The following is an 18,011-nucleotide window of genomic DNA, read 5'->3' as shown; positions in this document are numbered from 1 at the left end:
AGCCGTCAGTCCTGCTTCAACAGCTCGACCAGCTGGCGCAGGCGATAGGGCTTGGGCAGGAACTCCACTTGCTCCGGCAGCGGCGGCAGCTGCGAGCGCGCATAGCCTGAGGACAGGATCATGCGTGCCTGCGGTTGTTCGCGGGCTACGTGCTCGCTCAGTTCGATGCCGGACATGCCGTTGGGCATGCTGATATCGCTGAACACCACATCGAAGCGCGCCTCACCCTTGAGCAGTTCCGCCGCCTCGTGGCCATCGGCGGTGGTGGCCACCTCGATGCCGAAATCGCGCAGGGCCAGGCCGATCATTTCGCGAAGATCGGTCTGGTCTTCCACCATCAATACGCGGATCGGGTCATCGGTCATGGGTTGCTTCCTCTGTTGCGGGTAGCAGCAGGCTGACCGTGGTGCCGACACCGGGCGTGGTGGACACGTCGACGAAGCCGCCGCTCTGGGTAGTGAATCCGAACACCTGGCTCAGGCCCAGGCCGCTGCCTTTGCCGATGTCCTTGGTGGTGAAGAACGGCTCGGTCGCCCGTTCGGCGATGTCGGCCGCCATCCCGTGGCCCTCATCGCAGACGCTGAGGGTGACATAGCCACGTTGCAACGTGGAGTCCGCATCCGGGTCGAGGCGATGCTCCAGCGCGGTGCCGATCAGGATGTGGCCGCCTTCAAGGGTAGCATCCGCGGCATTGGCGACCAGATTGGCCAGCGCCGTCTGCAGCTGCAGCGCATCGGTGCTCACCTGCGGCAGGCCCGGCGTGAGGCGGGCGTCCAGCGTCACCGTGGGCGGGCAGGCGCGCTGCAGGTCCGGCAGCCATTGCCGTACCAGTGCATTGATGTCCACCGGTTCGCGGATCAGCGTCTGGCCGGTGCTGAAGGCCAGCAGCTGGCGGGTCAGCAGCGCACCTCGGTCGGTGGCCGCCTGCGCAGCGCCCAGCAGCTCGGCGGCGCGGACATCGTCACCGTTGACGCGCAGCGACAGCAGGTCCAGTGCGTTGCCGATGGTGGTCAGCAGGTTGTTGAACTCGTGCGATAGGCCACGGCTGAGCCGGCCGACCGTCTCGAACTGCTGGGTGTTGCGCAGTGCACGCTGGGCATCGCGCAGCAGTCGCTGTGCCTGCCATTGCTCGGTGATGTCACGGGTGATCTTGACGAAGCCCAGCAGCTCGCCGGCCTCGATCACCGGCTCGATGACCACGCTGGCGCGGAACGACGAGCCATCACGGCGCACCCGCCAGCCTTCACTGGCAACGTGGCCATGCTGCGCTGCATGACGGAGCAGGCGTTGCGGTTCACCGGCCTCGCGATCGGCAGGTAGATAGAAACGGCCAAAGTGGGTGCCAACCACTTCATCGGCTGAATAGCCCTTGATGCGCTCCGCGCCCGGATTCCAGCTGCAGACGATGCCTTCGGGATCAAGCAGGTACAGCGCATGATCGCGCACGCTCTCGATCAGCAGTCGCAGTTGTCGGGAAGGGTCCGTCAGCACGGACGTCGTAGAAGCGGCAGCGTCCACGTAAAAATAAGTGTTACCCCCTGTGAGGGACGTGAAGCTAGGCATTCAAGTGTGAAGGCGGCGTGGAGGCGCGACACGTGCCATTGGTCCTGTGCGGCTGAATGCGACACGGAGTACCATCACCCACCCTTTGCTTCTGGAACCGACCTGCATGCGTCCTGGTGCGACTACGCGTGACCGCTGGATCTGGATGACCTCTGCCGTACTGCTGGCAGCGACCATCGCGTTGGAGCTGGTGGTGCCGCTGGGCTATGCCGTCTGGCTGGCGTATTTCCTGGCGGTGGGTGTGACGGTGTTCCAGCGCAGTGCGCGCGCGCCGTTCATCGTGGCCGTCGTCGCCTGCATCCTGTTGATCATTGGCTACAACGTCGCCCCGGCCAGCTCGAACTCGGCGTTCTCGTTCGTCAACCGCAGCGTAGGCGGGTGTGCGTTCCTGATGATCGCGCTGATCGTCTCCCGTGCCATCCAGGCGCGCCGTGAGGCAATGCGGGCGCTGTGGCTGCAGGAGGCCGAGAACGCGGTGGCGATGAGCCTGCGCGGTGATCTGGGGCCGGAGCAGATCGCCGAGGCGGCGGCAACCAGCCTGGGGGCCCAGCTGCAGGCGGACGTCGCCGCGGTCTACCGCCTGGAAGGGGGAAGACTGCAGCTCACCGGCGGCCTGGCGTTGCCGTCCGGCATGCCGGCGTCGCTGGCATTGCAGGAGGGCGTGGCCGGGCAGGTGGCGCGCGACGAACGCATCCGCCACCTGCATGGGAGTGATGATGCGGTGCTTGAGCTGCAGACCAGCCTGGGGCGGTTGCCGGTGCGCGAGCGCATCCTGGCGCCGATCAGCAGCGATGGTGCGGTGGTGGGCATCATTGAACTGGGACGCACCCGCGCCGGCGAACAGGATCGACTCGATGTCGAGCTGCTGGAGCGCTGTGGCGAGACGATCGGCATGGCGCTGCGTGCCTCGCTGCTGCGCGCACAGCTGGTGGTGCTGCTGGAGGAATCCCAGCGCCAGGGTGAGGAACTGCAGGCCCAGCAGGAAGAGCTGCGCGTGGCCAATGAGGAGCTGGAAGAGCAGAGCCGCAGCCTGCAGCACTCGCAGACTCATCTGGAAGAACAGCAGGCGGAGCTGGAACAGAGCAACGTCCAGCTGGAGGAGCGCACCCACGAGCTGGAGGCGCAGAAGCAGGCGCTGCTGGTCGCGCAGAGCCAGCTGGTGCGCAACAGCAACGAACTGGCTGCCACTTCGCGCTACAAGTCCGAGTTCCTGGCCAACATGTCGCATGAACTGCGCACGCCGCTGAACAGCTCGCTGATCCTGGCCAAGCTGCTGGCCGATAACAAGGACGGCACGCTCACCGAAGAACAGGTGAAGTATGCGCGTGCGATCCTGTCGTCCAACAACGATCTGCTGGCGCTGATCAATGACATCCTGGACCTGTCGCGCATCGAGGCCGGCCACGTTGAGCTGGCCGATGAAGTGGTGGTGACGGGCAGCGTGCTGCAGCGCCTGCGCGAGACCTTCGAGCCGATGGCGCGGCAGAAGGGCCTGGCCCTGCAGATCGAGGCCGATGCGCTGGCCCCCAGCCAGCTCGTGGTCGACAGCCAGCGCCTGCAGCAGATCCTGAAGAACCTGCTGGCCAATGCGGTGAAGTTCACCGAGCATGGCAAGGTCAGCCTGCACGTGCGTGCGGGCGGCCAGGGGCGCATCCGGTTCGAGGTCTGCGACAGCGGCATCGGCATTGCCCGCGAGCAGCTGGATGTCATCTTCGAAGCCTTCCGCCAGGCCGATGGCAGCACCCGCCGTCGCTACGGTGGCACCGGCCTGGGCCTGTCGATCTCGCGCGATCTGGCCGAGCGCATGGGTGGCAGCATCCAGGTCGACAGTGAACCGGGTCGCGGCAGCTGCTTCATCCTGGAGCTGCCGTTGCAGGGTGCGCCCGCGTCGAACGCCGCTGACATTTCCGCCGCCCCCGTGGCGTCGCCAGTTGCGGCCGCTGCGCCGGCGATGCCGGTGCCTGCAACGGCTGCGGTGGCACCGACCACCACGGTGCCCAGCGTGGCCGATGACCGCGGCCGTCGCCAACGCGCCGGCCGCTTGATCCTGGCCGTCGAGGACGACGCCACCTTCGCCGAAGCGCTGGTGGCCCTGGCCCATGAACTGGACTTCGACTGTGTGGTGGCCGGGACCGCCGAAGAGGCACTGACCCTGGCCAGCGAACTGCGCCCGAACGGCATCCTGCTCGATATCGGCCTGCCGGACGTGTCCGGCCTGAGCGTGCTGGAGCGCCTCAAGCGCAACCCCGATACCCGGCATATCCCGGTGCACGTGGTCTCGGCGATGGACCGCAGCCAGGTGGCGCGCGAGCTGGGTGCGATTGGTTTCGCGATCAAGCCGACCACGCGCGAGCGGCTGGTGACGGCCATCGAACAGCTGGAACAGACCAGCCAGCGCGACGTACGGCGCCTGCTGATCGTCGAGGACGACAGCGAGCTGCGCCACAACCTGGAATTGCTGCTGGGCCGTGATCAGCTGCAGATCGTTGCGGTAGGAACGCTGGCCGGCGCGCTGGAGCAGCTCAGCACGGTCACTTTCGACTGCATGGTGATGGACCTGTCGCTGCCCGACGGCAGCGGCTACGACCTGCTCGAGCACATGGCCGGCAATGATGATGTCGGCTTCCCGCCGGTGATCGTCTATACCGGTCGCGCGCTCGGCCGCGAGGAAGAGCAGCGCCTGCGCCGCTATTCGAAGAGCATCATCATCAAGGGCGCGCGTTCGCCCGAACGCCTGCTGGATGAGGTCACCCTGTTCCTGCACAGCGTGGAAGCCAGCCTGCCCACCGACCAGCAGCGCCTGCTGCGCGAGGCCCGCCGTCGCGACACCGTGCTCGACGGACGCACTGTTCTGCTGGCCGAGGACGATGTGCGCAACATCTTCGCGCTGTCCAGCGTGCTCGAGCCGCTGGGCGTGACGCTGGAGATCGCGCGCAACGGCCAGGAAGCGGTGGATCGCCTGGCTGAGCGCGAGGTCGACCTGGTGCTGATGGACATCATGATGCCGGAGAAGGACGGCCTGGCCGCGATGCGCGAGATCCGTGCGCAGCGCCACCTGCAGGACCTGCCGATCATCGCGCTGACCGCCAAAGCCATGCCCGATGACCGCGAGCGCTGCCTGCAGGCCGGTGCCAACGACTACATCGCCAAGCCCATCGACGTCGACAAGCTGGTCTCGCTGTGCCGGGTCTGGTGCTCGCGGCAATGAACGAACAGGCGTTGTTCGACCTGGAGCTGAAGGTCCTGCTGGAGGCGCTGTACCAGCGCTACCACTACGATTTCCGCAGCTATGCGGTGTCGTCGCTGCGCCGGCGCATGCGCCAGGCGATGCAGCGCTATGAGTGCGAACGGCTGGTCGACCTGCAGTACCGGCTGCTGCACGAGCCGGAGCTGTTCGCCCAGGCCATGCAGTTCTTCACCGTGCAGGTCTCGGAGATGTTCCGTGACCCTGCGTACTTCCGTGAGCTGCGCGAGCAGGTGGTACCGGTACTGCGCACCTATCCCTCGGTGAAGCTGTGGGTGGCCGGTTGCAGCACCGGTGAGGAAGTGTGGTCGCTGGCGATCCTGCTGCATGAAGAAGGCCTGCTTGATCGCAGCATCGTTTATGCCACCGACATCAATCCAGCCGCGTTGGCCACCGCCGAGGCGGGCGCCTATGGCATCGACCGGATGGCCCAGTTCAGCCGCAACTACCTGGCTGCCGGTGGCACGGCGTCGCTGTCCGACTATTACGCCACGGCCTACGACGGCGCGGTGTTCGACCGTCAGCTGCGCCGCAACGTGGTGTTCGCCGACCACAGCCTCGCCACCGATACCGTGTTCTCCGAAGTGCACCTGGTGTCGTGCCGCAATGTGCTGATCTATTTCAACCGCGACCTGCAGGACCGCGCGGTCGGCCTGTTCCGCGAAGCGCTGGTGCACCGGGGCTTCCTCGGTCTTGGCAGCAAGGAATCGCTGCAGTTCGGATGCCACCATGACGCCTTCGAGGTCTGTTCGCGCGAGCACCGCCTGTACCGGAAGGTGGCCTGATGGCGCTGCCGGCGCGTCCTGCACTGCTGGTGATCGGCGCGTCTGCCGGTGGCGTGGGGGCCCTGCAGGCGGTGCTCGGCGCGCTGCCGGCGACGCTGCAGGTACCGGTACTGGCCGTGCTGCACCTGCCGCGTGACCGCACCAGCCGCATCGCCGAGGTGCTGGCGCCTTACTGCGCGCTGCCCGTGCGCGAGGCGGAGGACAAGCAGCCGTTGCAGCTGGGCACGGTGACGTTCGCGCCGCCGGATTACCACCTGCTGGTGGAGGACGAGGGGACGGTGGCGTTGTCGGTGGATGCGCCGGTGCTGTTCTCCCGTCCGGCCATCGATCCGCTGTTCGACTCCGCTGCTGCGGTGTTCGGCGGGCAGGTATTGGCCCTGCTGCTGACCGGTGCCAGCAGTGATGGAAGCGAGGGCGTTGCCGCCGTGCGCCGTGCCGGTGGCCGTGCCTGGCTGCAATGTCCCGAGGAAGCCGAAGCGTCGATGATGCCGGCCTCCGCCCTGCAGTACGCCGGTGCCGATGCCGTGCTGCCCCTTGAACTGATGTGTCGTCGCCTGAAGGAGTTGTTTGCATGAACCTGCTGCCACCGGACCCTGCGCAGTCGCAGTCCCCGGTCAACCTGCTGATCGTCGATGACGTGCCGCAGAACCTGGTGGCCATGCAGGCGCTGCTGCAGCGCGAGGGCGTGAATCTGCTGCTGGCCGGTTCCGGCGCGCAGGCGTTGGAGCTGCTGCTCGAGCACGAGGTGGCACTGGCGCTGCTGGACGTGCACATGCCGGAGATCGATGGCTTCACCCTGGCCGAACTGATGCGCGGTTCGCATCGCAGCCGCGACGTGCCGATCATCTTCCTGACCGCCTCCCCGGATGATCCCCTGCGCGTGTTCAAGGGCTACGAGAGCGGTGCGGTCGATTTCCTGCACAAGCCGGTGGCGCCACAGGTGATCCTGAGCAAGGTCAACGTCTTCATCGAGCTGTACCAGCAGCGGCAGCTGCTGAAGGCGCGCAACGAGGCGCTGGAACGCGCGCTCAAGCTCAACGAAACAATGGCAGCGGTGCTGACCCACGACCTGCGCACGCCGCTGTCGGCGATCCTGCTGTGCAGTGACAAGCTGGCGCTGGAGCTCCCGCAGGACAATGCGGGTGCGCAGCAGACCCTGCAGTACCTGGAGGCCAGCACCCTGCGCATGGCACGCATGGTCGAACAGCTGCTGGACTTCTCACGGATCCGCAGCGGTGGCCTGCGCCTGCAGGCCAGTGCCTGCGATCTGGCCGACGTGACCCGCGCGGTGGTGGCCGAAGCGGGCAGCGCGCATGGCGCGGACCGGATCCATCTGGACATGCATGGCGATACGCGGCTGCAGGGCGATCTGGACCGTCTCGGCCAGGTTGCCGCCAATCTGGTCGGCAACGCGCTCACCCATGGTAGCGAGGCGAGGGTGGAGGTGGACGGGCGCGATCCGCGCAGCGTGCTGCTGCGGGTCAGCAATGCCGGCCGGATCGACGACGCGCTGCTGCCGCGGCTGTTCGAACCGTTCAAGGCCAGCTTCCACCAGAGCAAGGGCCTGGGGCTGGGCCTCTACATCGTCGATCAGTTCGTGCGCGCGCACGGAGGGCACATCGCAGCGCGCAACGAGGCCGGGCAGGTGGTGTTCGAAGCCCTGCTGCCGAGACGCGCAGAAGGGCTGCCTGCAGCGGCAAACTGAATTCTTCAGGAAACATGCACGGGCACTGAGACGGACTCGTCCGCAACTGCTACCGTGGGTGTACATCTTGTCAAGGAAGCACCATGCCACTGCGTGCCATCGCCTACGTCAGCCAGGCGTTGCCGGATCTTTCCGCTGAACGGTTGCAGGCGCTGGTCGACGATGCCGCCCGCTTCAACAAGATGGCGGGCGTGACCGGTGTGCTGCTGCATGACGGCGGGCGATTCCTGCAGTACATCGAGGGGCCGCCGGACGGTATCGATTCGGTGTACGAGCGCATCCTGCATGCCGGCAGCCATGTCGACATCATCGAGCTGGCGCGCGGCCGCCTGGGCCAGCGTCAGTTTCCGTACTGGTCGATGCGCGCGTTGCCGGTGGATGCAGCCCTGCTGCGCCAGCTGTCGGCCAGCGACTGGTCGGGTTTCAGCCGGGCGCTGGAAGGTGATCGTTCGGCGCCGACCCCGGTGGATCTGCTCGACAACGTCGTGCAGCCCGCCCTGCACGCCGGCTGAGCGTCAACGCGAAGTGCCGCCGCAGTAGGCGGCATGCAGCGCCTGCAGCACGCCCAGTGCGGGCCCTTCAATCACGCGGTAGTGGATGGCCTGCGCTTCGCGACGCGTCGCGACGATATCCAGTTCGCGCAACACCGCCAGATGCTGTGACAGCGCCGATGCGCTGAGGCCGGTCAATGCCTGCAGTTCCGGTACCGGTGCCTCACCTTCGACCAGGCGGCACAGCACGCGCAGCCGCGCAGGATGGGCCAGGCTTTTAAGCAGCGTTGCAGCCTCGGCGGCGTGTTCGGCGATGGCGGCGCTGTCGAGCGGGGTGCGGGCCATGGTTGACCTTTTTGTTTAGAAGTGCCTAATTTAGATAAATCTAAATCAATGGGCAATCCCATGAGCAGCGTGAAAGAGGGCAGGGCATGAACCTGCCATGGACTGCGGTGGCTGGAGGGGCGCTGATCGGCGCTGCCGCGGTGTTGCTGCTCGCCACAGTCGGGCGTGTGGCCGGTATCAGCGGGATCGCCGCGGGCAGCCTGCGCGCGGCGGAAGGCGAGCGCGGCTGGCGCTGGGCATTCCTGCTGGGGCTGCTCGCAGCAGCGGGGCTGGTGCTGTGGTGGCAGTCGCTGCCCGAGGCCTCGCCACGTGTGCTGCTGCGCGATGCCTTGCCTGCCTGGCAGTTGATCAGCACTGGCCTGCTGGTGGGCTTCGGCACGCGCCTGGGGAGTGGTTGTACCAGTGGTCATGGCGTCTGTGGCATGGCCCGTGGCTCGAAGCGCTCGCTGCTGGCAGTGCTGGTGTTCATGGCCTGCGCGATGCTGACCACGTTCCTGGTCCGTCACGGCGGAGCCCTGGCATGAGCCGCGCGGTCGTGGCCGCCGCGCTGGCAGGTGCGCTGTTTGGCGCGGGGCTTGCGCTCTCGGGAATGACCGACGCGCGTCGCGTACTCGGCTTCCTCGATGTGGCCGGTGATTTTGATCCGACGTTGATGTGGGTGCTGGGCTCGGCACTGCTGGTCAGTGCCGTCGGGCAGCGCTGGGTACTGCGACGCGCGCAGCCGTGGTTCGCGCTGCGCTTCCAGCTACCCAGTGCACGTGATGTCGATGCTCGCCTGCTGCTGGGTGCTGCACTGTTCGGTATCGGCTGGGGATGGGCTGGTTACTGTCCCGGACCGGCCATCGCCGGGCTGGCTGTCGCATCGCGTGAAGCGCTGTGGTTCGTGCCTGCCATGGTGGTGGGCTTCTGGCTGCACGATCGCTTCGTGCGCTGAGGCTTCACCCCTGTGTCACCATGGATCGGGTCAGATCGACGGACCACGGGGAAAGGAGCGTAACGACATGGCAAGGATGAAGTGGAAGGGAAAGGCAATGATGGCCATGGCGCTGGCATCTGCAATCACGCCGGCACTGGCCTGCACGCGTGCGGTGTATCGGGGCGACAACGGCGATGTGATCACCGCGCGCTCGATGGACTGGAAGGTCGATGTAGCGACCAACCTCTACGTGTTGCCGCGTGGCATCGCACGCACCGGCCTGGCCGGTCCGAAATCGCTGGCCTGGACTGCGCGCTACGGCAGCGTGGTGGCCACCGGCTACGACGTGTCGACCACCGATGGCATGAACGAGAAGGGGCTGGTGGCCAACCTGCTGTGGCTGGTGGAATCGGAGTATCCGCAGCAGCGAGGCAACAAGCCGGGACTGGCGATCTCGCTGTGGGCACAGTATGTGCTGGACAATTTCGCCACCGTGGACGAGGCGGTAACGGCGCTCAAGCGTGAGCCGTACTCGATCGTCACCGACAAGGTGCCGGGCGAAGACCGCCAGGCGACGCTGCACCTGTCGCTGTCCGATGCCACCGGCGACAGTGCCATCGTCGAGTACATCGGCGGTCGCCAGGTGATTCACCATGACCGGCGCTATCAGGTGATGACCAACTCGCCGATCTTCGAGCAGCAGCTGGCCCTCAACAGTTACTGGCAGCAGATCGGCGGCACGGTGATGCTGCCGGGCACCAACCGCTCCGCCGATCGTTTCGCGCGCGCCTCGTTCTACATCAACGCCATACCCAAGGCCGAAGACCCGGTGGAGGCCCTGGCCAGCGTGTTCAGCGTGATCCGCAACGCGTCGGTGCCGTATGGCATCACCACGCCGGGTGAGCCGAACATCTCATCCACGCGCTGGCGAACGGTGGCTGATCACAAGCGGCGGCTGTACTTCTTCGAGTCGGCGTTGACCCCGAACACCTTCTGGGTCGATCTGAACAAGGTCGATTTCGGCGGCCAGGTGCTCAAGCTCGATCTTGGCAAGGACCAGCGCAATACCTTTGCCGGCGATGCACTGGGCCAGTTCGTGCCCAGCGCACCGTTCACCTTCCTCGGCGTAGACGGTTAGTTCGACGCCTGGCTGGAGGCCGGGTAGACCGCCTGAATCGCGCAGCTGCCGCGGGTGTACTGCGGCAGTGGCGCCAGCGCATCGTTGCGCAGGTCGCCATTCTCGAACTCGGCAGTCATGATCCGATCGCCGGGATTGCCACAGATCAGGCCGTTCTGCATGCCGGAGCGGAAGCTGAGCTGCGGCGCACGATCGAGCTGGCGGCAGTGGCTGCCGAGCTCGACACGGTAGTAGCGGTGGCCCCCATTGCGGCGCGGATTGGTCTCCACCAGCATTCCCTGTGGGTCGGACGACCATGCGCGGACGTTGCGGGTGGCGAAGCAGTATGACGGTGAGCCGCCGAAGCTGCGGCGGATTTCCCTGCGCTCGCGGATGGTCACGGCGGGCAGGGTGGCCGTGCGCAGGCGGTCGCTGTCGCGGGCGACGCTGGCGTAGTCACGATCCTGCAGTGGGGTGACCGCGGTGACGGCGCAGCGGCGGCCGTCGACCACGACGCGTTCGCTGGGACGACCGCAGGCCCAGCCGGCGGGGGCTTCCAGTTTCAGCGAGGTGGCACCGCGGACGCCGGGACAATCTTCGTTGAAGTCGATCCGATAGGCCCGACCGGAGGCGGCGCGCAGTGCGATCGAGCGCGGTGATGCCTGCTCCACTTCCTGCACGCCGACCGCGTCCATGCAGTGCGGGGCCGGGGGCGTACGCTCCTGTGCGGAGACCGAAGCTGCGAGCGCCAGGCCGAGGCTGGTGGCGAGCACCAGTGACACCTGCCGATGGGTCATTTCCTGCACTCCCTGCGTTGGATGACGGATCGACTATAGCAGCGGTTTGCACGGCCGTTGTTACACGCGCACACTGCCCGGATGGGCGCCATCTTCCATCTGCGGCACTACGGCCAGGCCACCGGCCTGGACCGCCATGACTATGCGCAGTGGGTGCTGCCGCTGCAGGGCGAACTGCAGTTCGAGATGGAAGGCCGCGGCGGTCGCTTGGACCTGCTGCAGGGTGCCTTCGTGGCTGCCGGTGAGGCACATGACCAGATGGCCGATGGCCCCAACGGTTTCGTGATCGTGGATTGTCCTCCGGGCGTGCTTGATGACAGTACGCAGGAGCACCTTTGCCGGCAGCGCTGGCTGCACCTGCCGCTGGCGCTGCGACAACGCCTGGCGGGCGTGCAGGACGGGCAGCCGATGCCGGCGCTGCTGCCGCAGTTGCTGCAGGTGTTTGCACCTGCCGGCAGCGGCGCGCGCATGCAGGGACTGTGTGCAGCGGTGCAGGCCGATCCAGGCCAGGCGTGGCCGGTGGCGCGCATGGCCGCGTCCGTCGGGGTCAGCGAGAGCCGGTTGCACGCGCTGTTCCAGCGTGAGTTCGGGCTCAGCCCGCAGGCCTGGCTCAGTGCAAGCCGGTTGCGTTGGGCCAAGCACAAGCTGCGCACCAGCACGGCGGCGATCAGTGATATCGCGCTGGCCGCAGGCTATTCCGAGCAGAGCGCACTGACCCGCGCGCTGCGCCGTGAGTGTGGGCAGACCCCGGCCGCTTGGCGCAGGGCCGCCGGATTGTAGAGTCGAGCTTGCTCGACTGCCGTTCGCGAGGGGCCGTGCAAAAGCAGTCGAGCATGGCTCGACTCTACAAAGGCGGGAGGGCAATAGCCTCGGTCAAGAGCGCCCAGCGGCCAGCGCTTACACTGCGCGGCCTGTTCTCCCCCCCGAAGAACCCGAATGCGCAACAACCCGATGGCCCTGGGCATCGCCAATGGCGTTGCCGCTGGCGCGCTGTGGGGCGTGGTTTTCCTCGCGCCCGCCGTGCTGCAGTCGTTCAATGCCCTGCAACTGTCGGCCGGCCGCTATCTGGTCTACGGCCTGATCGCCGTCGCCCTGCTGTTGCCGCGCTGGAAGCGGCTGGCACCGCGGCTGGGCCGTGCCGAATGGATCGGCCTGCTGTGGCTGAGCCTGGCCGGGAACCTGGTGTATTTCCTGCTGCTGGCGACGGCGGTGCAGTGGGCCGGTGGCGCGGCGGTGTCCCTGATTGTGGGCCTGATTCCGGTGGTGGTGACCCTGGTTGGCGTGCGCGAGCAGGGCGCTGTACCCCTGAAGCAGCTGCTGCCGGCACTGGGGCTGTGCGTGCTGGGCGTGGCACTGGTTGGCTGGGAAGCATTGATGTCCGAGCACCTGGCAACCCCGTGGCGGCAGCGCCTGATCGGCCTGCTGTGTGCGTTCGGCGCGCTGTTCTCGTGGGCGTTGTACTCGATCGGGAACAGCCGCTGGCTGGCGCGCCGACCGGACCTGTCCAGCCACGACTGGTCGCTGCTGACCGGCGTCACCACCGGTGGCCTGGCCCTGCTGCTGGTGCCGATGGCCTTCATCGGCCACACCGGCGGCCACACGGCGGCACAGTGGGGGGCTTCTGGGCGATCAGCGCTGGCGTGGCGGTGGTGGCCTCGATCCTCGGCAACGCGTTCTGGAACCGCGCCAGCCGCCTGCTGCCGTTGACCCTGACCGGGCAGATGATCGTATTCGAAACCCTGTTCGCGCTGCTGTATGCCTTTGCCTGGCAGCAGCGCTGGCCCTCGCTGCTGGAAGCGCTGGCGATCGTGTTCCTGGTGGCCGGCGTGATGCTGTGCGCGCATGCCCATCGCACGCCACGGGCGATCGCCGAACATGCCGGCTGAATGCGGCCGTCAAGCGTACTGATGGCCGCTTTGTCTCAGATGCAACCAAATGCCGGCACGTTGGCCGATGATCGCGGCAACGATTTTTTGCATCGCAGCACTTGACAGCGGCCCGGCGCACGGTGTTTTCTGTGCGTCATGGTTCTTGATGCCGCCCACGCCAGCCTGATCGCCCCCGCCACCGCGGGCCGTTCGACTGCGCCGGTCGCCACCACCACCATTACCACCACCACCGTCACCACTGCCCTGGTGCGGCCCGTCGTCTTCGTGTAACTCCCGAAAACCACGGCCCCGCACCATACAGGTGGCGGGGAAACTCGACACCTGCATGCGACGGGGCCTCCTACCGAGGTCTGCATGTCTTCCCAAGCTACCGCTCATCCCGTCGCCCCGGCCGATCTGGCTGCACCGTCCATCGTCGTGCACAAGTTCGGCGGCACCTCGGTGGCTGATGCCGAACGCTACCGCCATGTTGCCGGCCTGCTGCAGGCCCGCCCCGAATCGCTGCAGGTCACTGTCGTCTCGGCGATGAAGGGCGTCACCGACGCACTGATCGATCTGGCCCAGCTGGCGGCCAAAGGCGACGAGAGTTGGCGTGAGGCTTGGCATGCGCTGCGCGCGCGCCATCGTGGCGCCGCTGTGGCGCTGCTGGGCGAGCAGGTGGGCGAGACCGTCGAATGGATCGACGCCCGCTTCGATCAACTGGCCGAAGTGCTGGCAGCGTTGGCGGTGATCGGCGAGCTGCCGCGCGAGGTCCTGGACCGCGTGCAGGGTCTGGGCGAAGTGTTCTCCGCGCAGCTGCTTGGCACGCACCTGCGTGCATTGGGCGAAGACTGCGCGGTGCTCGACGCACGCGATGTACTTGTGGTCGGGCATGGCGAACTGGGCGTGGATGTGGACTGGGAGGCCAGTGCCGACCGTCTGGCCAAGTGGCGCCTGCAGCACCCGCAATCGCGCCTGGTTGCCACTGGATTCGTCGCGCGTGACCGCGATGACCGCATCACCACGCTTGGCCGCAACGGCAGCGATTACTCCGGCGCGATCTTCGCCGCGTTGTTCAATGCCGATGAACTGCACATCTGGACCGACGTCGACGGCGTGCTGTCGGCCGACCCGCGGCTGGTGCCCGAGGCGGTGCAGCTGGAGTCGCTGAGCTACGACGAGGCCTGCGAGCTGGCTTACTTCGGCGCCAAGGTGGTGCACCCGCAGACGATGTCGCCGGCGATCCGCCTCGGCCTGCCGATCTTCATCCGCAACACCTTCCAGCCGGCGCATCCGGGGACGCGCATCAGCGCCGAGCGCTCGCCGCGCGGGCCGGTGAAGGGCCTGACCCTGAGCCCGGGGCTGGCTCTGCTGAACCTGGAAGGCACCGGTCTGATCGGTGTGCCGGGTACCGCAGAGCGCGTATTCGCCGCCCTGCGCCAGGCGCAGGTGTCAGTGGTGATGATCTCGCAGGGTTCATCGGAACATTCGATCTGCTGCGTGGTGCGTGCTGCTGAAGCCGGCCGTGGCCGCGAGGCACTGCTGCACGCGTTCGCGCATGAGCTGTCGGTGGGCCAGGTGCAGCGCGTGCAGGTCAGTGAGGGCGTCAGCGTGCTGGCCGCTGTCGGTGACGGCATGGCCGGCCAGCCGGGTGTGGCCGCACGCCTGTTCGAGGCACTGGGCCGTGCGCAGGTGAACATCCTGGCGATCGCGCAGGGCTCGTCCGAACGCAACATTTCGGTGGCGGTGGACAGTGCCGATGCCACCCGCGCCCTGCGCGCTGCACATGCCGGCTTCTGGCTGTCTCCGCAGACGTTTGCGGTCGGTGTGATCGGGCCGGGCAATGTCGGTGCCGCGCTGCTGGACCAGCTGCTGGCGGCCCGCCCGCAGCTGCTGGCCAAGGCCAATGTGGATCTGCGCCTGCGCGCGCTGGCCTCGCGTTCGCGCATGCGCCTGGAGGTGGATGGCCTGCACGCCGACTGGCGGGAGGCCTTGCGCGAAGCGGGCGAGTCCAGCGATCTGGATCGCTTCACCGAACACCTGCTGGCCGCGCACCTGCCGCATGCGGTGGTGATCGACTGCAGTGGCAGTGCCGAGGTGGCCGAGCGTTACGAGGGCTGGCTGGCGGCCGGCATCCACGTGGTCACCCCCAACAAACAGGCCGGCGCCGGGCCGCTGCCGCGTTACCAGCGCATCCGTGCTGCAGCGGCGGCCAGTGGGGCGCGTTTCCGCTACGAGGCCACGGTCGGCGCCGGCCTGCCGGTGATCACCACGCTGCGTGATCTGGTCGATACCGGTGACGAGGTGCTGGCGATTGAAGGCATCTTCTCCGGCACGCTGGCCTGGCTGTTCAACCGCTTCGATGGCAGCCAGCCGTTCTCGCAGCTGGTCGCGCAGGCGCGGTCGATGGGCTACACCGAGCCGGATCCGCGCGATGATCTTTCAGGCGTGGATGTGGCGCGCAAGCTGGTGATCCTGGCCCGCGAAGCCGGCCATGCGCTCAGCCTGGAACAGGTACAGGTGGAAAGCCTGGTGCCGGCACTGCTGCGCGAGGGCAGCGTGGATGACTTCATGGCGCGGCTGGGCGAGTCCGACGCCAGCTTGCTGCAACGCCTGCAGGATGCGCGGGCGCGGGGGGCGGTGCTGCGCTATGTGGCACGGCTGGGTGCCGACGGCGCCTCGGTCGGCCTGCAGGAACTGCCGGCCGATCATGCCTTCGCCAACCTGCGGCTGACCGACAACGTGGTCCAGTTCCGCACCCGCCGTTACTGTGACAACCCGCTGGTGGTGCAGGGGCCGGGCGCCGGCCCGGAAGTCACCGCGGCGGGTGTGTTTGCCGACCTGCTGCGGGTCGCGGCCGGTGAAGGAGCGCGCCTGTGATCGCACGTGCGTTCGCGCCTGCTTCGGTGGCCAACGTGGCGGTGGGCTTCGACATTCTCGGGCATGCCATTGCGGGCATTGGCGATACCGTGAGCGTGCGCCGCATCGATGAGCCTCTGGTGCGCATCGAGGCGATCCGTGGCAGTGCCGTCGAGTTGCCGCTGGATGCCGCCGGGAACACCGCGGGTGCAGCGTTGATGTCGCTGCGCGCAGGGCTGGGCCTGGACTTCGGTTTCGCGGTGGAGATCGACAAGGGCATTCCGTTCGGTTCCGGCATGGGCGGTTCGGCAGCGTCGTGTGTCGCTGCACTGGTTGCCGCCAACGCGCTGCTGGATGTGCCGCTGTCGCGCGAGGCGCTGTATCCGTTTGCGCTGGATGGCGAGGCGGTGGCCAGTGGTGGCCGCCACGGTGACAACGTGGGGCCGCTGCTGCTGGGTGGTCTTGCGCTGTGCACGGCCGATCGGCTGCTGCCGATTCCGGTGCCGGCTACCTGGCACAGCCTGCTGGTGCATCCGCACGCGGTGCTGGAAACGCGCCGCGCACGCCAGGCGCTGCAGGGCAGCTATGCGCTGGGTGAGTTCGTGGCGCAGAGCGCGAACCTCGCGCTGGTGCTCAGTGGTTGCCATCGCAGCGATGCCGCACTGGTGCGCGCGGGGCTGCGCGACGTGCTGGTGGAGCCGCGCCGGGCCGGATTGATTGCCGGCTTCGAAGCCGCCCGTGATGCGGCGCTGTCGGCCAATGCAATGGGCGCGGGCATTTCCGGTGCCGGTCCCAGCGTGTTCGCCTGGTTCGAGGATGCCGACCAGGCGCGTGCCGCCGCCACACCGGTGCAGGCCGCATTTGCAGCCGCAGGTTTCGACAGCGATGCCTGGGTGTCGCCGCTGGATGCATCGGGAGCCCGCTTGTGCTGAATCCTTCCCCTTTACTGGATACCGAACCCATGCAATTTGTTTCGACCCGCGGCCAGTCTCCGGCCGTTGGCCTCAGCGCGGCGATCGCCGCCGGATTGGCGCCCGATGGCGGGCTGTATGTTCCGCAGATGCTGCCGGCGCCACGTGAGCTGCAGGCCGGCGCGACGCTGGCCGATACCGCCGCCGATCTGCTGGCACCGTTCTTTGCTGGCGACGCACTTGAGGCCGCGCTTCCGGCGATCTGCCGCGAGGCGTTCGACTTTCCGGTACCGCTGCGCCCGTTGGGCGACGGTGACCATGTGCTGGAGCTGTTCCATGGGCCGACGGCGGCGTTCAAGGACATCGGCGCGCGCTTCCTGGCCGGTACGCTGTCGCGGCTGCAGGCCGGCAAGGACCGCGATCTGACGATTGTCGTCGCCACCTCCGGCGACACGGGGGCTGCGGTGGCAGCGGCTTTCCATCGCCAGCCGGGCGTGCGTGTGGTGGTGCTGTATCCGGATGGCCGCGTATCTCCGCGCCAGGCGCATCAGCTCGGTTGTTTCGGCGACAACATCCAGGCGCTGCGTGTGGCTGGTGCGTTCGACGATTGCCAGGCGATGGTCAAGCGGGCGCTGGCTGACCGCGAACTGCAGGCGCAGGTGCCGTTGAGCTCGGCCAACAGCATCAGCCTGGGCCGACTGCTACCGCAGATGAGCTATTACGCGCATGCGGCGTTGAGCCACTACGCGGCGCATCGTCGCCGGCTCAACCTGGTGGTGCCGACCGGCAATCTTGGCAACGCGATGGCGGCCGTGCTGGCGCGAGCGCTGGGCGTGCCGATCGGGCAGGTCGTGCTGGCCACCAATGCCAATGCCGTGCTTCCGGCGTACTTCAATGGCGGCGACTACCAGCCGCAGGCCAGTGTGGCTACGGTGGCCAATGCAATGGACGTGGGGGCGCCGAGCAACTTCGAGCGACTGCGCTGGCTCTACCACGGCGATGACGCGGAACTGCGTGCTGCGTTCCGCGCGTTCGCGGTGGATGACGTAACCATCCGCGCGACGATTGCGGCCGCGCATGCCAGCCATGGTGAGCTGTTCTGCCCGCATACGGCCACCGCAGTGAAGGTGCTGCAGGACCTGCGCGCGCGCGGTGCCAAGGGCGACTGGGCGGTGGTGGCGACTGCGCATCCGGCCAAGTTCGAAGCCGTGGTCGAGCCGTTGATCGGCGAGGTGGTGGCGGTGCCGCCGGCATTGGACGCATTGCTGCAGCGACCGGCGCGCGCCGAGCCATTGGCGGCCGATTACGCGGCGTTGCGCGAGGTGTTGCTGCGCTGATCGGAGATGGACGCGGTTGCCGGGGGCCCGGCCGGCCAACACAGGGGGCTAGGAGACGGGTGGCCAGCGGGGG

General features: G+C 67.4%; 17 protein-coding genes and 1 pseudogene. 13 read left to right on the top strand and 5 right to left on the bottom strand.

Features of this window, described 5'->3' with window-relative positions; translation table 11 throughout:
- Nucleotides 1–5: 5 nt before the first annotated feature.
- On the bottom strand, nucleotides 6–365 hold the full coding sequence (locus tag V3B46_RS12640; RefSeq protein WP_088025785.1) for a response regulator: 360 nt from the start codon (nucleotides 363–365) through the stop codon (nucleotides 6–8).
- A complete protein-coding gene (locus V3B46_RS12635) occupies nucleotides 355–1,518 on the bottom strand; it encodes a two-component system sensor histidine kinase NtrB (RefSeq protein ID WP_428999760.1) in 1,164 nt (387 codons plus the stop codon). The genes V3B46_RS12640 and V3B46_RS12635 overlap by 11 nt, the downstream gene beginning before the upstream one ends.
- Nucleotides 1,519–1,669: 151 nt before the next feature.
- Here V3B46_RS12635 and V3B46_RS12630 point away from each other — a divergent pair, with 151 nt between their 5' ends.
- The 5 genes from V3B46_RS12630 to V3B46_RS12610 all read left to right on the top strand — a co-directional run bounded on the left by V3B46_RS12630 (nucleotide 1,670) and on the right by V3B46_RS12610 (nucleotide 7,809).
- Complete coding sequence (locus V3B46_RS12630; protein WP_154263352.1) at nucleotides 1,670–4,771, top strand: response regulator; 3,102 nt, start codon at nucleotides 1,670–1,672, stop codon at nucleotides 4,769–4,771.
- Entirely contained in the window at nucleotides 4,768–5,592 is an 825-nt protein-coding gene (locus V3B46_RS12625; protein ID WP_032127427.1) for a CheR family methyltransferase, read from the top strand. The genes V3B46_RS12630 and V3B46_RS12625 overlap by 4 nt, the downstream gene beginning before the upstream one ends.
- A complete protein-coding gene (locus V3B46_RS12620; protein ID WP_329892035.1) occupies nucleotides 5,592–6,167 on the top strand; it encodes a chemotaxis protein CheB in 576 nt (191 codons plus the stop codon). The genes V3B46_RS12625 and V3B46_RS12620 overlap by 1 nt, the downstream gene beginning before the upstream one ends.
- Nucleotides 6,164–7,297, top strand: a complete 1,134-nt coding sequence (locus V3B46_RS12615) for a hybrid sensor histidine kinase/response regulator (RefSeq protein ID WP_329892034.1) — start codon at nucleotides 6,164–6,166, stop codon at nucleotides 7,295–7,297. Before V3B46_RS12620 ends, V3B46_RS12615 begins: the two co-directional genes overlap by 4 nt.
- 83 nt (nucleotides 7,298–7,380) lie before the next feature.
- Nucleotides 7,381–7,809: a BLUF domain-containing protein gene (locus V3B46_RS12610; protein WP_329892033.1), complete on the top strand. Its 429-nt coding sequence runs from the start codon at nucleotides 7,381–7,383 to the stop codon at nucleotides 7,807–7,809.
- Between the two features lie 3 nt (nucleotides 7,810–7,812).
- Here V3B46_RS12610 and V3B46_RS12605 read toward each other — a convergent pair whose 3' ends face one another.
- Nucleotides 7,813–8,133 carry an ArsR/SmtB family transcription factor gene (locus tag V3B46_RS12605; RefSeq protein WP_154263356.1) on the bottom strand — a complete coding sequence of 107 codons (321 nt, stop codon included), beginning with the start codon at nucleotides 8,131–8,133 and terminating at the stop codon, nucleotides 7,813–7,815.
- Nucleotides 8,134–8,177: 44 nt separating this feature from the next.
- On the opposite strand from V3B46_RS12605, the gene V3B46_RS12600 reads away from it, so the two are divergent.
- From V3B46_RS12600 to V3B46_RS12590, 3 genes are all read left to right on the top strand, one after another.
- Complete coding sequence (locus tag V3B46_RS12600) at nucleotides 8,178–8,657, top strand: YeeE/YedE family protein (protein ID WP_489686291.1); 480 nt, start codon at nucleotides 8,178–8,180, stop codon at nucleotides 8,655–8,657.
- On the top strand, nucleotides 8,654–9,067 hold the full coding sequence (locus V3B46_RS12595; protein WP_154263358.1) for a DUF6691 family protein: 414 nt from the start codon (nucleotides 8,654–8,656) through the stop codon (nucleotides 9,065–9,067). Before V3B46_RS12600 ends, V3B46_RS12595 begins: the two co-directional genes overlap by 4 nt.
- 67 nt (nucleotides 9,068–9,134) lie before the next feature.
- Nucleotides 9,135–10,187 (top strand): linear amide C-N hydrolase, encoded by a 1,053-nt coding sequence (locus V3B46_RS12590; protein WP_329892031.1) that lies wholly within the window; start codon nucleotides 9,135–9,137, stop codon nucleotides 10,185–10,187.
- Here V3B46_RS12590 and V3B46_RS12585 read toward each other — a convergent pair.
- Nucleotides 10,184–10,963, bottom strand: coding sequence for a DUF6491 family protein (locus V3B46_RS12585; protein ID WP_329892030.1), 780 nt, complete (start codon nucleotides 10,961–10,963; stop codon nucleotides 10,184–10,186). The genes V3B46_RS12590 and V3B46_RS12585 overlap by 4 nt on opposite strands.
- Before the next feature lie 81 nt (nucleotides 10,964–11,044).
- Between V3B46_RS12585 and V3B46_RS12580 the strand changes: the two genes are divergently transcribed.
- Nucleotides 11,045–11,743 (top strand): helix-turn-helix domain-containing protein, encoded by a 699-nt coding sequence (locus tag V3B46_RS12580; RefSeq protein ID WP_329892029.1) that lies wholly within the window; start codon nucleotides 11,045–11,047, stop codon nucleotides 11,741–11,743.
- Nucleotides 11,744–11,899: 156 nt separating this feature from the next.
- Nucleotides 11,900–12,849, top strand: a pseudogene (locus V3B46_RS12575) (DMT family transporter).
- 9 nt (nucleotides 12,850–12,858) lie between these two features.
- Here the strand turns inward: V3B46_RS12575 and V3B46_RS12570 are convergent.
- Nucleotides 12,859–13,179 (bottom strand): hypothetical protein, encoded by a 321-nt coding sequence (locus V3B46_RS12570; RefSeq protein WP_329892028.1) that lies wholly within the window; start codon nucleotides 13,177–13,179, stop codon nucleotides 12,859–12,861.
- 27 nt (nucleotides 13,180–13,206) lie between these two features.
- On the opposite strand from V3B46_RS12570, the gene thrA reads away from it, so the two are divergent.
- Genes thrA through thrC form a run of 3 tightly spaced genes read left to right on the top strand, consistent with a single transcriptional unit; the run spans nucleotide 13,207 to nucleotide 17,938 of the window.
- Entirely contained in the window at nucleotides 13,207–15,711 is a 2,505-nt protein-coding gene (gene thrA / locus V3B46_RS12565; protein WP_329892027.1) for a bifunctional aspartate kinase/homoserine dehydrogenase I, read from the top strand.
- Nucleotides 15,708–16,622 carry a homoserine kinase gene (locus V3B46_RS12560; RefSeq protein ID WP_154263363.1) on the top strand — a complete coding sequence of 305 codons (915 nt, stop codon included), beginning with the start codon at nucleotides 15,708–15,710 and terminating at the stop codon, nucleotides 16,620–16,622. The genes thrA and V3B46_RS12560 overlap by 4 nt, the downstream gene beginning before the upstream one ends.
- 29 nt (nucleotides 16,623–16,651) lie before the next feature.
- Nucleotides 16,652–17,938, top strand: a complete 1,287-nt coding sequence (thrC, locus tag V3B46_RS12555) for a threonine synthase (RefSeq protein WP_329892026.1) — start codon at nucleotides 16,652–16,654, stop codon at nucleotides 17,936–17,938.
- Nucleotides 17,939–18,011 lie beyond the last annotated feature (73 nt).

This window comes from Stenotrophomonas sp. SMYL11 (assembly GCF_036320005.1).
GTDB lineage: Bacteria > Pseudomonadota > Gammaproteobacteria > Xanthomonadales > Xanthomonadaceae > Stenotrophomonas > Stenotrophomonas maltophilia_A.
The sequence above is the reverse complement of the archived record's forward strand: the minus strand, read 5'-3'. Positions and strand labels throughout refer to the sequence as shown.